At 62.9% G+C, this 14,723-nt stretch carries 16 protein-coding genes; 14 read left to right on the top strand and 2 right to left on the bottom strand.

The features are described from left to right. Nucleotides 1–312 precede the first annotated feature (312 nt). The 5 genes from BP737_RS08210 to cgi121 all read left to right on the top strand — a co-directional run bounded on the left by BP737_RS08210 (nt 313) and on the right by cgi121 (nt 5,344). Complete coding sequence (locus tag BP737_RS08210) at nt 313–1,260, top strand: tyrosine--tRNA ligase (protein WP_292409518.1); 948 nt, start codon at nt 313–315, stop codon at nt 1,258–1,260. Between the two features lie 7 nt (nt 1,261–1,267). Next, nucleotides 1,268–2,065: a serine protein kinase RIO gene (locus tag BP737_RS08205; RefSeq protein WP_292409520.1), complete on the top strand. Its 798-nt coding sequence runs from the start codon at nt 1,268–1,270 to the stop codon at nt 2,063–2,065. Beyond that, a complete protein-coding gene (locus BP737_RS08200; RefSeq protein WP_292409522.1) occupies nt 2,062–2,604 on the top strand; it encodes a KH domain-containing protein in 543 nt (180 codons plus the stop codon). The genes BP737_RS08205 and BP737_RS08200 overlap by 4 nt, the downstream gene beginning before the upstream one ends. A 78-nt stretch (nt 2,605–2,682) precedes the next feature. Continuing rightward, entirely contained in the window at nt 2,683–4,821 is a 2,139-nt protein-coding gene (locus tag BP737_RS08195) for an ATP-dependent DNA helicase (RefSeq protein WP_292409523.1), read from the top strand. Between the two features lie 7 nt (nt 4,822–4,828). Then, nucleotides 4,829–5,344 (top strand): KEOPS complex subunit Cgi121, encoded by a 516-nt coding sequence (cgi121, locus tag BP737_RS08190; protein ID WP_292409524.1) that lies wholly within the window; start codon nt 4,829–4,831, stop codon nt 5,342–5,344. Here the strand turns inward: cgi121 and BP737_RS08185 are convergent. Then, the gene (locus BP737_RS08185) at nt 5,341–5,832 is read right to left on the bottom strand and encodes a MogA/MoaB family molybdenum cofactor biosynthesis protein (protein WP_292409525.1); all 492 of its coding nucleotides are present in this window, start codon (nt 5,830–5,832) and stop codon (nt 5,341–5,343) included. The two genes, cgi121 and BP737_RS08185, sit on opposite strands and share 4 nt — an antisense overlap. A gap of 674 nt (nt 5,833–6,506) precedes the next feature. Here BP737_RS08185 and BP737_RS08180 point away from each other — a divergent pair. The 9 genes from BP737_RS08180 (at nt 6,507) to pdxT (ending at nt 14,166) form a co-directional block, all read left to right on the top strand. Further along, nucleotides 6,507–7,790 (top strand): ORC1-type DNA replication protein, encoded by a 1,284-nt coding sequence (locus tag BP737_RS08180; RefSeq protein ID WP_292409526.1) that lies wholly within the window; start codon nt 6,507–6,509, stop codon nt 7,788–7,790. A 4-nt stretch (nt 7,791–7,794) separates the two neighbouring features. After that, nucleotides 7,795–8,286 (top strand): Lrp/AsnC family transcriptional regulator, encoded by a 492-nt coding sequence (locus BP737_RS08175; protein ID WP_292409527.1) that lies wholly within the window; start codon nt 7,795–7,797, stop codon nt 8,284–8,286. Between the two features lie 12 nt (nt 8,287–8,298). Continuing rightward, nucleotides 8,299–9,459, top strand: coding sequence for an aminotransferase class I/II-fold pyridoxal phosphate-dependent enzyme (locus BP737_RS08170; RefSeq protein WP_292409528.1), 1,161 nt, complete (start codon nt 8,299–8,301; stop codon nt 9,457–9,459). A gap of 615 nt (nt 9,460–10,074) precedes the next feature. Beyond that, on the top strand, nt 10,075–11,085 hold the full coding sequence (locus tag BP737_RS08165; protein WP_292409531.1) for an adenylosuccinate synthetase: 1,011 nt from the start codon (nt 10,075–10,077) through the stop codon (nt 11,083–11,085). Further along, nucleotides 11,082–11,267: a methytransferase partner Trm112 gene (locus BP737_RS08160; RefSeq protein WP_292409533.1), complete on the top strand. Its 186-nt coding sequence runs from the start codon at nt 11,082–11,084 to the stop codon at nt 11,265–11,267. Before BP737_RS08165 ends, BP737_RS08160 begins: the two co-directional genes overlap by 4 nt. Nucleotides 11,268–11,274: 7 nt before the next feature. After that, nucleotides 11,275–11,799 (top strand): DUF7524 family protein, encoded by a 525-nt coding sequence (locus tag BP737_RS08155; RefSeq protein ID WP_292409535.1) that lies wholly within the window; start codon nt 11,275–11,277, stop codon nt 11,797–11,799. Then, nucleotides 11,778–12,698: an adenosylcobinamide-phosphate synthase CbiB gene (cbiB, locus tag BP737_RS08150; protein WP_292409537.1), complete on the top strand. Its 921-nt coding sequence runs from the start codon at nt 11,778–11,780 to the stop codon at nt 12,696–12,698. Before BP737_RS08155 ends, cbiB begins: the two co-directional genes overlap by 22 nt. Before the next feature lie 3 nt (nt 12,699–12,701). Further along, entirely contained in the window at nt 12,702–13,598 is an 897-nt protein-coding gene (gene pdxS / locus BP737_RS08145) for a pyridoxal 5'-phosphate synthase lyase subunit PdxS (protein ID WP_292409539.1), read from the top strand. Further along, nucleotides 13,588–14,166 (top strand): pyridoxal 5'-phosphate synthase glutaminase subunit PdxT, encoded by a 579-nt coding sequence (pdxT, locus tag BP737_RS08140; RefSeq protein ID WP_342686106.1) that lies wholly within the window; start codon nt 13,588–13,590, stop codon nt 14,164–14,166. Before pdxS ends, pdxT begins: the two co-directional genes overlap by 11 nt. Before the next feature lie 10 nt (nt 14,167–14,176). On the opposite strand, the gene BP737_RS08135 is transcribed toward pdxT, so the two are convergent. Next, complete coding sequence (locus tag BP737_RS08135; RefSeq protein ID WP_292409541.1) at nt 14,177–14,572, bottom strand: ArsR/SmtB family transcription factor; 396 nt, start codon at nt 14,570–14,572, stop codon at nt 14,177–14,179. Nucleotides 14,573–14,723 lie beyond the last annotated feature (151 nt).

Genomic DNA, 14,723 nt, shown 5'->3' with positions numbered 1-14,723 from the left:
GTCCACAGGCTCAACGGCGCGTTCCGCGCCTGATATCAGGTTGCTTGGTTCTCGCAACACAGATAGAACAATATATCATATCGAAATTGATTATGGGAAGGGCGGTTCCGCTTCACGGAAGATGCTCTGCATCTTCCTGACAGGCACAACCCAAAGGGTTGTGCCGTGTCATCCCCGGCCTAAAGACCGGGGACTTCCCGCTCCGCCCCCTTCACCCCCGCAAGATAAACACTCAACTGGTGGGGAATGAAAGCGTATGCAGTCGGCACGCCTAGAAGAACCCTTAACTCCCCGGCAGACCCATCTCTTTCAATGGATCCGTATGAACTGGTGACGCGAAATACCGTAGAGGTCGTCACCGACGAGGAACTGCGTGCGCTCATCGACCGTCCGGTCAGGCGGGTCTACACCGGCTACGAGCCGAGCGGAGAGATCCACCTCGGTCACATGGTGACGGTGAATAAATTGATGGACCTGCAGAAAGCAGGGTTTGAGGTGACCGTGCTCATCGCCGACCTCCACGCATTCCTGAACCGCAAGGGAACCATGGAAGAGATCCGGGAGATCGCCAAGTACAACCGCCGCTGTTTCGAGGGGCTCGGCCTTCGCGGCGCAAACTACGTCCTCGGGTCGAACGTGCAGCTCGCACCGGAGTATGAGCTCAACGTCCTGAAACTCTCTCAGGCAATCACCCTCAACCGGGCGAGGAGGAGCATGGACGAGGTCGGGCGGCAGATGGAGAACCCCACGGTCTCGCAGATGGTCTATCCGATCATGCAGATGGTCGACATCGCGACCCTCGGCGTGGACGCCGCCGTCGGCGGGATCGACCAGCGAAAGATTCACATGCTCGCGCGGGAACACCTCCCCTCGATCGGGTATCCGGCGCCGGTCTGCATCCACACGCCGATCATCAGCGGCCTCGACGGAAAGAAGATGTCCTCGTCGGCCGGAAATGTCATATCGGTCGCCGAATCCGAAGAGGGTATCAGACAGAAGATGAAGAAGGCGTTCTGCCCGCCCGAGGTCGAGAATAACCCGGTCCTCCAGATCCTGCGCTACCACGTCTTCCCCCGGACCGGTACGGTCACCATCCGCCGGCCCGCAAAGTTCGGCGGGGACCGGGAATTTGCCGCCTACGAAGACCTCGAACGGGCCTACGCCGCCGGAGAGGTCCACCCCCTGGACCTGAAATCGGCAACCGCCGACTGCCTCGTCGATATCCTCACCCCCGTACACGACTACGTCGATAGCAGGTGATCCGGCCGTGGGCCGCGAAGATGAGTACGAGCGGTTCGACCGCGAGATCGAGGCGATGGGCGTCAGGATCAAAGACGCCGATGCGATGAAGGTACGGGACGACGTCTTTGACGACGTCACCCTCATGGCGCTCTACAAACTCGTCCACCGAAAACTGATATCGGTCATCGGCGGCCCGATCAGCACCGGAAAGGAGGCGAACGTCTTCTACGGCGAACATGACGGGCGGGGGATCGCGATCAAGATCTACCGCATCCAGACCGCGAACTTCAGGGCGATGACCGGGTACCTGGCGGGAGATCGCCGGTTCTCAAGCGTCCGGGGGACGCGCAAAGGCATCATCTTCGCCTGGACGAAGAAGGAGTACAGCAACCTCGCCCGGGCGCACGACGCGGGAGTCCCGGCTCCCGAACCTCTCGCATTCGACCGGAACATCCTCCTGATGGAGTTCCTCGGCGAAGGGGAGGCGCCATACCCGCAGATCCGGAACGCCGAGATAGAGGATTATAAAGGGGTATACGGCGAGATCCTCGGCTACGTCGAGCGGCTCTATCGGGAGGCCCGCCTGGTCCATGCCGACCTCTCCGAATACAATATCCTCTACCACGAGAAACCATACCTGATCGATATGGGACAGGCGGTCACTCCGGATCATCCCCGGGCGCCCGCATTCCTGAGCCGGGACATCAGAAACCTTAATCGGTATTTCTCCCGCTACTGTGATGTGCCGGACGAGAACGAGGTCTTCCGCGCGATCACCGGACGTCGGGAACCCGGAATACCGGGAGAAGGAAGGCAACCATGACCACAGAGGAGATGAAAGTTTCAGCCGCGAGGATCGGCGTGCTCATAGGTAAGAGCGGGTCCACAAAACGCGAGATAGAAGAGAAGACCGGAATAGCCCTCCGGATCGACAGCGAGGAAGGGACGGTGACGATGGAGGGAGAGGACCCCGTCGCCGTCATGACGGCAAAGAACGTCGTCCAGGCAATCAACCGGGGGTTCTCGCCGGAGCGCGCGTTCCGGCTCCTTGACGACGAGGATATGACGCTCGACATCATCGACCTCTCCGACCTCTCTGGCACGACCCGGCAGCTCGAACGGCTCAGAGGCAGGATCATCGGCAAAGCGGGGACGTCCCGATCCCAGATCGAGGATATGACCGGCACGGAGATCTCGGTCCAGGGCAAGACGGTCGCGATCATCGGCCTCCCGGATCAGGTCGAGACCACGAGAAAAGCGGTGGAGATGCTGATCCAGGGCGTGCCTCACGAGCACGTCTACGCCTTCCTCGACCGGAAGAAGAAGGAAGCCAAACAGGCGATGCTGGAGTACTACTCGTGACGGGGCCGGGGCGAGACCCGGGTCCCGCCATGACAATACACACGATACGCGATTTGCACTGGAAATGATGGGGTATACATGGAGATAGCCGACCTTCCCGTCCCGCCGGAGCTTGCGGCCGGCTACGCTCAGCAGGGGATCACGGAACTCTACCCGCCGCAGGCTGCCTGCGTTGAAGCGGGGCTTTTTTCGGGGAAGAACCTCCTGATTGCCATCCCGACCGCGAGCGGCAAGACCCTGGTCGCCGAGATGGCGATGCACCACCAGGTGGAGGGGGGCGGCAAGTGCCTCTACATCGTTCCCCTGCGGGCGCTCGCAAGCGAGAAGTTCGAGGAGTTCTCGGGGAAAGGGCTCCGGGTCGGCATCGCCACCGGCGACTTCGACCGGCGGGACGACTACCTGGGAAGAAACGATATCATCGTCGCAACGAGCGAGAAGGTGGACTCGCTTCTCCGGAACCGGACGCCGTGGCTTGCCGAGATCACCATGCTCGTCGTCGACGAGGTCCACCTGATCGACGATTCCTCCCGGGGGGCGACACTCGAGATGGTGATCGCAAAACTCCGGCACAAGAATCCGGGCATGCAGATCATCGCCCTCTCCGCCACCATCGGCAACCCGCAGGACCTCGCCGGGTGGCTGGACGCCGAGCTCGTCGAGAGCGACTGGCGGCCGGTCGACCTCCGGGAGGGAGTCTTCTACCAGGACACCATCCGGTTCGCCGATCACGACCGGGAAGTCGAACGCCGGAGCAAGTACGAGGACCTCGACCTCGTCCTCGACACGGTCGCGGAGGGGGGGCAGTGCCTGGTCTTCGTCAGCTCCCGTAAAAACGCCGAGGCGTTTGCAAAACGAGCGGCGTCGGGGCTGAAGCTCGCGAACCCCGTCCTCGCCGGGTACGCCGACAAACTCCGCTCGAATGCCGCGACCGATATGGGGAGAACCCTTGCCGCCTGCGTCGCGCAGGGAGCGGCGTTCCACCATGCGGGGCTTTCGCGGGAGGAGCGCCGGATCGTTGAAACAGGGTTTCGAGAGGGGCAGATCAAGGCTATCGCCTCGACGCCGACGCTCGCGGCCGGCCTGAACCTCCCCGCCCGGCGGGTGATCGTCCGCGACTACCTCCGGTTCAACGCCGGGGAGGGGATGGTCCCGATCCCGGTCCGGGAGTACCGGCAGATGGCCGGGCGGGCCGGACGGCCGCATCTCGACCCCTACGGCGAAGCCGTCCTGATCGCGAAGGCCGAGGAGATGGTCGACGAACTCTTCGACTGCTACATCGGTGCGCCCGCCGAGGACGTCCGGAGCCGGTGCGCGGACGAAGCGGTCCTCTGCACCCACATCCTCTCGCTCATCGCGACGGGGTTCGCCCGCGAGACGGGCGAGGTGCTGGGGTTCATGGACGGGACGTTCTACGCCCACCAGGGCGAGAGCCCGCTCGCGCTCTCGCGGGCGGTCCACCGGGTGATCGAGTTCCTGCGGGAAGCCGAGATGATCACCGAGGTGGGAGAGTGGCTTGAGGCCACCGAGTACGGGTCGCTCGTCTCCCGGCTCTATATCGACCCCCGGAGCGCCGAGGTGATCGTGACGGCGATGACGGGACAGAAGGAGTATACCGACATCGGGCTCCTGCACCTCCTCTGCTCCACGCCGGATATGCCGACGCTCTACGTCCGGAGAAACGACATGTACCTTCTCGACCGATTCCTCGCCGACCACCGGAAAGACCTCTGGGTGGAGATCCCCTGGGATGCGGGCGAGGAGTTCGATCGGAGCCTCAAGACCGCGCTTCTCCTTGCCGACTGGGCGGATGAGGTCGGGGAAGACACGATCTGCGAGCGCTACAGCGTCGGCCCCGGAGACATCTACGGGATGGTGGAGAGCGTCGCCTGGCTGGTCCACGCGAGCCGGCACCTCGCTGCGCTCTTTGCCCCGCACCTTGTCCGGCCGATTGAGGAGATGGAGCTCCGCACGAAACACGGCATCAAGAAGGAACTCCTGCCCCTCATCAGGCTTCGCGGGATCGGGCGCGCCCGGGCGCGCCGGCTCTTCAACAACGGCCTTGGGTCGATCGAGGCGCTCCGCGAAGCCGGGCCGGAGAAGGTCGGAAAGATCCTCGGGCAGGGCATCGCCGCCCGGATATTCGAGCAGCTCGAAGGGGCGCGGGACGAGGTCGGGGAGATCGGCGACGAGCAGTCGACTCTCTTCCGGTTCGGGTGAATAAAGGATGGCAGAACCAGCGTGCGATATCTACCAGGCGGTTTTTACCGTCGACGACAGCGTCGGTTTCCTGCGCGAGGTCCGGGAAGCGGCCGATGCGTGCGGGACCCATATCATCCTCTTTGATGCCGACCACATCGCCGGACGCGACCATGTAACGACGGCACTCCGGCACGCCTGCCGGTCGTGGACCGGCGGTGAGGCGATAGCGAACTCGATCGAGATGGAAGCGCTCCTCTACGCCGCGGGGACCCGGCAATGCCAGGTGGCCGCGACCTTCGGGATTCACCCGGGAGAGAACCGTTCCTACATCGCGGTCTGTCCCCCGGCGCCGGGCGTCCGGGACCGCCTTGCCGGTCTCGTGACGTTCGTCGACGGGGATTGGGAAGAGCTCGACCCCGCGAAGCGGGCGCGCCTCGCGATCCTCTTCTCGATCACGGCAGAAGAGATCGCCGTCGTCGGCGAGGCGCGGTTCCGCGACCTGGTCCTCGAGCGGGTGGCGCTTCTCGACGTTTATCGCTAGCGCGCCGAGGCGTGGGTGAGGATGTGCCGGATCTCAGGGATGATGATCGCCCGTGCGGCAAGCGTCACGGCCTTCGTCGAACCCGGGATGCAGAAGACCGCACGGCCGCCGATAACGCCGGCGATCGCCCGCGAGAGGATCGCGGCGGTCCCGATCTCCTCGTAACTCTTCAGCCGGAAGAGTTCCCCGAACCCGTCGATGGTCTTTTCAAGCAGCGGCGCGACTGCCTCGATGGTCACATCGTCGGGGGTGAGTCCGGTGCCCCCGGTGATGACGACGCAGGTTGCACGCGAAAGTGCGAGACGGACCTCGGCGCGGATCCGCGCAAGGTCGTCGGGGATGACGGCGTAATGGGTCACCTCGATGCCGTCGGCGGAGAAGAGGTCAATAAGCGTCTTCCCGCTGGTGTCGGTCTCCGGTTTCCGGGTCGAGGAGACGGTGATGACGGCACCGGTCACGGTGATTGGTTTAAGATGATTGCTCTCCATAGGAACCATCCAGTACCCTTTACCGCGTATTTTACTTCTTTGTATCCTTGAAAAGCGTGGCTCAATCCCCGACCCCTTTGTTTCGACTGGAACTATGAAAGGGGATGACGAAGGGAGAGGAGGGGAGGAGACGAAACTTACAGGAGAGCAGTGTTACAGGAGAAAACGACACAACAGAACATGATGAAATTCGCGGGGAAAATGAAACCTCGATAGGCACCCACCTGGTGAGAAGAATTCAACCGGAGTCCGCGGTCCTGTATTAATTGGAGACGATCCGGTTTATCCTGTCATGTTACGATAAAACTTTATATCTTGAGTTGCAGAGGTACACATAGCTCATCATCACTTTTGATTGAATGATACAGGTCTCCTGTATCATCATCACGTTCCAGTCGAAATGAAGGGGTCGGGGTGATCGCCGATCACCCCTCCGGGAGTCCGCCACCGCAGCCGATCCGTCCGTAAGATACATCCTTCTCGAATCACCGTTGTTTCGACTTATTCAATCTCATTCTATCGGCAATCGGCCGTGCATTCCCTTCCTCTTTCACCGATGATCGATCGTTTTTGCGTTCCACTGGAAACGAAGGGGTTATCTGTCCTGAGAGCGATCACATTAAGGGTCCTCGACACGAGAATCTCCTGTCCTGGTAACCCCCTCCGGTGACATCATGTCGGACGATAAGACCAACCCAATGGGATTATTTAAAAAATACCTGACCAATAGGCGTATATTTAAGAACAGGGAAGTACTGCGCCACAGTTATCGTCCCCAGATCCTCCCTCACCGGAAGCCGCAGATCGACGAACTTGCTTCAATTCTTGCTCCTGCCCTCACGAACGAGACCCCGTCGAACATCCTCATTTACGGCAAGACCGGGACCGGGAAGACTGCATCGGCCCGGTACGTGGGAACGGAACTCGAAAACGCCAGTGCGCTTGCCGGGACGAAGTGCAAGATCGTTCACCTCAACTGCGAGGTAATCGATACCCAGTACCGGGTCCTTGCCCAGATCGCAAACTGCCTCGACGACGTCGACCAGCACCCGAGCGACAGCACCAGAAATCACATCCCGATGACCGGGTGGCCGACCGATCAGGTCTATATGGAGTTGAAGAACCAGCTTGAAAACAACGGCGGGGTCATGGTCATCATCCTCGACGAGATCGACAAACTCGTGAAAAAGAGCGGCGACGATACCCTCTACAACCTCACCCGGATCAACTCCGACCTGAAGTTTGCAAAAGTCAGCATCATCGGGATATCAAACGACCTCCGTTTCACCGACTTCCTGGACCCCCGGGTCCTCTCCTCGCTCTCCGAGGAGGAGATCGTCTTTCCCCCCTACAACGCCCCGCAGCTCTGCGACATTCTCCAGCAGAGGGCCGAACTGGCGTTCATCGAGGAGGCGCTCGAGGAGGCGGTCATCCCGCTCTGTGCGGCGCTCGCGGCGCAGGAGCACGGAGACGCCCGTCGTGCGCTCGATCTCCTTCGTGTCTCGGGAGAACTTGCCGACCGCGAGAACGCCACGGTCGTGGGCGAGAAGCACGTCCGGATGGCTCAGGAGAAGATCGAGACCGACAGCATGGTGGAGTGCATCTCTACTCTTCCGACCCAGAGCAAGGCGGTCCTCTACGCGATGCTGATCCTTGAGCAGATGGGCAAACGGATCTTTACGAGCGGCGAGGTCACGGTGGTCTACCGCGAGATCGCCCGGATCATCGACCTCGACGTCCTGACGCACCGCCGGATCACGGACCTCATCTCCGAGCTCAACATGCTCGGCGTCATCAACACCCGGGTCGTCTCACGGGGCCGTTACGGTCGGACGAAGGAGATGTGGTTCGATGCAACGGCGAGCAAGATCGAAGAGGTTGTCACCCGCGACCCGAGGCTCGACGACCCGAGACTCAAAGAACTCGATACCAATCGCTTAAAAGCAATGTTCAGGTGATACTATGGACGAGAAGGACCGTACCCTCCTCCATCTTCTGGAGGAGAACTGCCGCGCCCCGTTAAGCGAACTTGCGGTGCTGGCCGAAGTGAGTGAAGAGGATGTAAAAGACCGGATCGGTCGTCTGGAAGCGGCCGGCGTCATCCGCCGTTACGGGGCGGTCGTCGACTGGGAGCGGGCCGGCGACGGCAACGTCGCGGCGGTGATCGAACTGAAGGTCTCTCCCGAGCGCGACTTCGGTTACGACCGGATCGCGGAGCGGATCGCCCGGTTCCCGCAGGTCCGGTCTCTCCGGCTGATGACCGGGGCCTACGACCTCCAGCTCCTGGTCACCGGGCCGAGCATGAACGAGATCGCCCGGTTCGTAGCCGAGCAGATCGCTCCCATGGACCGGATCCGGGAGACGGCGACGCATATCATCATGAAGACCTACAAGGAGAACGGCACCACCTTCGCCGAGCGCGGCGAGGTCGAGCGCCTCCCCTACTCGTTCTAGAGGTGAGGTGCGTTGAGGGATTTCGTCTCGGCACGGGCCCGTGCCATACCCCCGTCGGGCATCAGGCGGTTCTTCGACATCGTCCAGACGATGGAGGGCGTCATATCCCTGGGCGTCGGCGAACCGGACTTCGTGACCCCCTGGTGCGTCTGCGAGGCATCCATCTACTCCATTGAGCAGGGATCGACTGCATACACCTCGAACAAGGGGACGCCCCAGCTCCGGGGCGCCATCAGCCGTTATCTTGGCTCCCGGTTCGGCACCCATTACAGTCCGGAGGAGGAGATCATCGTCACCTGCGGCGTCTCGGAAGCGGCCGACATTGCCATCCGGGCCGTCACGGACCCGGGAGACGAGGTCCTGGTCGCCGAGCCCTGCTACGTCTCCTATACCCCCTGCGTCTCCCTCGCCGGCGGGGTCCCGGTCACCGTCCCCTGCCGTGCTGAAGACGAGTTCCGGCTGACGGCCGATGCGCTTGCAGAAAGCATCACCCCGCGGACGAAGGCGCTCATCGCAAACTTCCCGAACAACCCCACCGGCGGCGTGATGCAGGAAGCGGACTGGCGCGGCATCGCCGATCTCCTGGTCGACCACGACCTCCTCCTCATCAGCGACGAGGTCTACGCCGAGCTCACCTACGACGGCGACCATTTCTCGCCGGCGCGGATCCCCGAACTTCGCGACCGGACGATCACCCTGAACGGGTTCTCGAAGGCCTTCGCCATGACCGGGTGGCGGATCGGCTACCTCTGCGCCCCCCCGGCGATCACCGCGGCGGCCTTGAAGATCCATCAGTACGTCGCGCTCTGCGCCCCGGTGATGGGGCAGGTCGCCGCCTACGAGGCGCTCAGGATCGGGGAAGCCGAGAAGGACGCCATGGTCCGGGAGTACCGGCTCCGGCGGAACCTCTTCGTCGACGGGTTGAACAAACTCGGTCTTACCTGCCACATCCCGAAGGGTGCGTTCTACGCCTTCCCCTCGGTGAAGAGCACCGGTCTCTCCGATACCGAGTTTGCAGAGTCCCTCCTTCGCGAACAGCGTGTTGCGGTCGTCCCCGGGAGCGTCCTCGGGCCGTCCGGCGTCGGGCACGTGCGGTGCGCCTACGCGGTCTCGCGGGACGATCTCAAAGAAGCGCTCGCCCGGATAGGCGCCTTCCTGGAGTCGATAGAATAAAAATAACCCCATATATTTCCCCGGGAAAAAATCAAACCCTTTTTAAACGAAGTCCTTGACCGGGCAACCGGTAGTTTGGTGTCCGACAGATGAATGACGGTCGGATAACCCCTTTATTTCCACTGGAGATGTGGATTAATTCAGCGATACCGGCCGGGGGTGCTCGCGTTGCACCCGCCCCGGGGTACGCATCGCGTCACTGGAACGCCGGGCGGATCATCAGGTTCGCGTCCGCACTCCAATAGGGTAAATCCAGTGACAGATCGGCCTGTCGTTCCGGGAAAAACTCCACGCGGCAGCCCCGGATATCCATATGATGAGGTTTCCAGTGGAAATAAAGGGGTTCAGAAAGAATGGTGCTCAGCCGGAAACGATCGTTCCCGCTCGCGAAGGCGGATATAATTTTATCCCGGGCCTTGCGCTCCTCCCCTTCCCGACGGATCGGGAAAATGCGGCCTATTCTGGCCGATACTCGTTTTCCCGGCGCGGAGTGCCGGCTGTGCGGAAATATCCGGGCGGGCCGGTTCCGGCTCCTTTTTAACGGGGCGACCGCTTTTCCGGTATCACATTGTAATGTTTATCACCAAGTATCGCTCCATCCTACATGATAGAACAATGAGTTGTACTATTATCGTCGGCGGGTTCTTTGGTGACGAAGGAAAGGGAAAGATAGTGGCCCATGTCGCTCACCAGGACAGACCATCCATCATCTCCCGGGGCGGCGTCGGTCCGAACGCAGGACACACCGTTCGTATCGGAGAGAAGGCGTACGGGGTCCGGATGGTTCCCTCGGGGTTCGTCTACCCGGAAGCGACCCTCATGATCGGGAGCGGCGTGCTCGTCGATCCCCGGGTCTTTCTGCGTGAGGTCGACCTGCTCGGTGCCCGGGACAGGACCTTTGTCGACGGGCGGTGCGGTATCATCGAAGAGGATCATATCGCCCGGGATAAGGGGAGCCAGCACCTCCGGGAGAAGATCGGGAGCACCGGGACCGGGTGCGGTCCGGCGAACGCCGACCGTGTCCTCCGCACGTCCCGGCAGGCAAAAGACGTCCCGGAACTGGCTGATTTCATCACCGATGTGGCCGAGGACGTCAATTGCGCCCTGGATAAGGGTGAGACGGTCCTCCTCGAGGGGACCCAGGGCTTCGGGATCTCGCTCTACTTCGGGACCTACCCCTACGTGACGAGCAAAGATACTTCCGCCTCGCAGATCGCCGCCGACAACGGCGTCGGCCCGACCCGGATCGACGATGTCATCGTCGTCTTCAAGGCCTACCCGACCCGGGTCGGCGAAGGCCCCTTCTCCACCGAGATGTCGGTGGAGCGGTCGCATGAACTCGGTATCGAGGAGTTCGGCACCGTCACCCACCGGCAGCGCCGCATCGGCACCTGGGACGGGAAGATGGCGCACTACTCGGCGATGATCAACGGGTGCACCCAGGCGGCGATCACCGGCATCGATCGGATCGACCCGGCCTGTTTCGGCGCGACGGACTACGACCGGCTGACCGGGAAGGCGAAAGACTTCATCGCGCAGGCCGAGGAGGATATCGGCAAGCCCGTCACCCTGATCTCGACCGGCCCCGAGATGTCCCAGATCATCGATCTCCGGGGGGAACTATGAGAAAGAGCCTCATGCAGATCCTCTGCTGTCCGGTCTGCAAGGGGGATCTCGTCCTCTCGGTGACCGAGGAGAGCGGTGAGGAGGTGCTGGAGGGCAGTCTCCGGTGCGCGGCGTGTCGCGTCGACTACCCCATCAGCGAAGGCATCCCGAACCTCCTCCCGCAGACCGCCTGCGAGGACTGATCCCACCGTGTCGGAGATTCATCTCAACCGCCGGGGGATCAACGCCATCGAGGTCCCGGGCGAGGTCGAGGCGACCCCGGGAAGCGACCTCGTCCTCTGGATCGTCAACCACGGCTCGCCGCTCCACATCACCCTCGCCTCGGGGGACTCCTCGGCCTTCACCGATTTTTACCATGAGAACCTCTACGTCGACGAGGACGTGGAGTTCCGCATCCCCATCCGGGAAAATGCCTGTCCGGGTGTCTTTTCCGTCGAGGTCATCACCGGGTACGGCACCAGGAGAGCGGAGTTTCGGGTCGCAGTCAGGGAGCGGGCAGCACCGGAGCCCGAGCCGGTCGAGATGGCTCCGACAGCGGTTGCCCCGGCGATCTCGCGTGAGTGGCGGCCTTTTGCCCCGGTCCTCGTCATCGGCGCCGTTGCCCTGGCCCTCTACGGGCTGTGGGCGGTCTACCGGGTCGACCTCCTGAACGCCGCGGCGTTTGCGGCGCTGCTCCTCGGGGTCATCCTCGCATGGCTGCGGCAGCGGTCGTAGTCGCCGCGGCGCTGCTGGTGGACCGGCTGCTCGGCGACCCGCACTCCCGGTATCATCCGGTGGCGGTCCTCGGCCGGTTCATCGGGTGGTGGGGGGTCCCGGACCGCTACCCGCTCCGCATCCAGCGGGTGGTCGGGGTCGCGGGGACCCTCGCGACCGTGGCGCTCTTTGCCGCGCCGTTCGCTCTCGTAGAGTTTGCGGCCCCGTGGTATCTCTATCTCCTCATCGCGCCTTTCCTCCTCAAGGTCTGCCTGGCCTGGCGGGCGCTCGAGGAGCATACCGTCGCTGTGGCGCGGGCGCTTCGGGACGGCGGCATCGATGCGGGCCGCTCGACGGTCGGTATGATGGTGAGCCGGGATACGGCTCGCCTTGACCGCGAGCACGTCCTCTCGGCTGCCTATGAGTCGATGACCGAGAACCTCGTCGACAGCATCATCTCCCCGCTCTTCTACTTCGGGATCTTCGGCCTTGCAGGAGCCGCCGGTTTCCGTGCGGTCAACACCCTGGACGCGATGCTCGGTTACCGGGACGAGCGGCTCCGGATCGGGTGGTTTCCGGCCCGCGTCGACGATGTCGCAAACTTCATCCCGGCCCGGCTCACGGGCCTCGTCCTCCTCGCCTACTTTGCGGCGAAGGGCCGGTTCGCCCCGGCATGGGCGGTGCTCTGCCGGGACAGGAAGAAGCGCCCCGGGTTCAACGGCGGGATCCCGATGGCCGTCATCGCCGGCGGCGTCGGGATACGGCTCGAGAAGCCCGGCGTCTATACGATAGGGGACCCGGAGCGGACCCTTGCGGAGGCGGGCGCCGGAATCGTCCGTGCGGTCCGGGCGGCGACGGTCATCTTTGCGATCCTGGAGATCGCCGCACTATTTTTATTGGGGTACATGTGCTATAGATAGGTAATGAAACTCGAGGAACTGAGGTTTGGGACCGAGCTTATCAAGCGCGGCTTTGCGTCGATGCAGAAGGGCGGCGTCATCATGGACGTGGTCAACGCAGAGCAGGCGCGGCTCGCCGAGGAGGCGGGCGCCGTCGCCGTCATGGCGCTTGAGCGAGTCCCTGCCGATATCAGGGCGGCCGGGGGCGTGGCCCGCATGGCCGACCCGCAGAGGATCGTCGAGATCATCGATGCGGTCTCCATCCCGGTGATGGGAAAGGCCCGGATCGGCCACTTCGTCGAGGCGCAGGTCCTGGAAGCGCTCGGCGTGGATATGATCGACGAGAGCGAGGTGCTGACCCCGGCCGACGAGCAGTTCCATATCGATAAGACCCGGTTTTCGGTCCCGTTCGTCTGCGGCGCCCGGGACCTCGGGGAGGCGCTCCGGCGGATCAACGAGGGGGCGGCGATGATCCGGACGAAGGGCGAGGCCGGGACCGGCAACGTGGTGGAGGCGGTCCGCCACATGCGGGCGATCATGGGCGAGATCCGGCTCCTGCAGGGGATGAACAGGCAGGAGCTCGTCGACCGTGCCCGCGAGATCGAGGCGCCGGCGGAACTCGTCGTCGAGTGCGCGAACCGCGGCCGCCTTCCCGTGGTGAACTTCTCCGCCGGCGGGATCGCGACGCCTGCCGATGCGGCGCTGATGATGCAGCTCGGTGCCGACGGGGTCTTTGTCGGGTCTGGCATCTTCAAGTCGGGAAACCCCGAGGCGACCGCCCGGGCGATCGTGGAGGCGGTGAACCACTACGATGAACCGAAGGTCATCGCCGAGGTGAGCAAGGGCCTCGGGGAGGCAATGAAGGGCCTCGACGTCCATATGCTCCGGGAAGGGGAGGTGTTGCAGACCCGTGGGCGTTAAGGTCGGCGTTCTCGCGCTCCAGGGCGATGTCGCGGAGCATATCGCGGCGTTTCGCGAGGCGCTTATAGACCGGCCGGGTTCGACGGTCGGTCCGGTCCGGCATGCGGAGGACCTTGCGGACCTCGACGCCCTCGCGATCCCGGGCGGGGAGTCCACCACGATCTCCCGGCTGATTGAAAAAAATGGGCTCTATGAGCCGCTCGTGGGGTTCGAGGGCGGGATATTCGCTACCTGCGCCGGGATGGTCCTCGCGGCGGACCGGGTTGACGATCCCCGGGTGCGGACCCTGGGTCTCATCCCGATGCATGTAGCGAGGAACGCCTTCGGGCGGCAGATCAACTCCCGTGAAACGTCTCTCAACATCGCGGGCCTCACCGAACCCTTCAGGGCGGTCTTCATCCGGGCCCCGGCGGCGACGGAGATCGGGAGCGGCGTCGAGGTGCTCGCCCGCATACCGGAGGGGATCGTCGTCGTCCGGCACGGTCGGCACATGGCGTTCGCCTTCCACCCGGAGCTTGGCAGGGACTTGCGCCTGCACCGGATCTTCTTAGAGGGTCTCGGGGTATAGGACCCGGGATTCACCCGTTTTTTCGACTCCCGGCGTCGCCTATCACCTGTCTTGTCCAGGCGGTGCCATCGGCGGTCAGCCGGTAGATGATCCAGTTTCCCTGCGCCTCGCCGGCGATCAGTCCCATCTTCTTCAGGACGGAGAGGTGGTAGGAGAGCTTCGAGTCCGCTATCCCGAGCACCGCCTTGATGACACAGACACAGAGCGGCTGCACCGCGAGCATGGCGAGGATCTTGAGGCGGAGGGGGTCGGCGAGTGCGCGAAAAAGAGCACTCTCTCTTTTCAGGAGATCGTCTCCCGGCAACTGCCCCGTCAGCCCTGCGATGCCCCCGCACCGGCAGAGCGACTCCTCGACGTCAGGAGGGAGGGGCAGGGATGCATCCTGGTATTTTTTGTCTTCTGCCATCGGGACATCACACTCGATATTTCAAAAGAATCTGAAATGAAAACATCTATAACCTTTCGCTGCTCTCACACGGCGTACGAACTAACCGTTCAACAGCAGAGGAGAAAAAAGCATGGGCACTATGAGCATCGGTTCCATCGGCGGCAGCAGG

This window comes from Methanoculleus sp. UBA291 (assembly GCF_002499755.1).
GTDB classification, from domain to species: domain Archaea; phylum Halobacteriota; class Methanomicrobia; order Methanomicrobiales; family Methanoculleaceae; genus Methanoculleus; species Methanoculleus palmolei.
The sequence above is the reverse complement of the archived record's forward strand: the minus strand, read 5'-3'. Positions and strand labels throughout refer to the sequence as shown.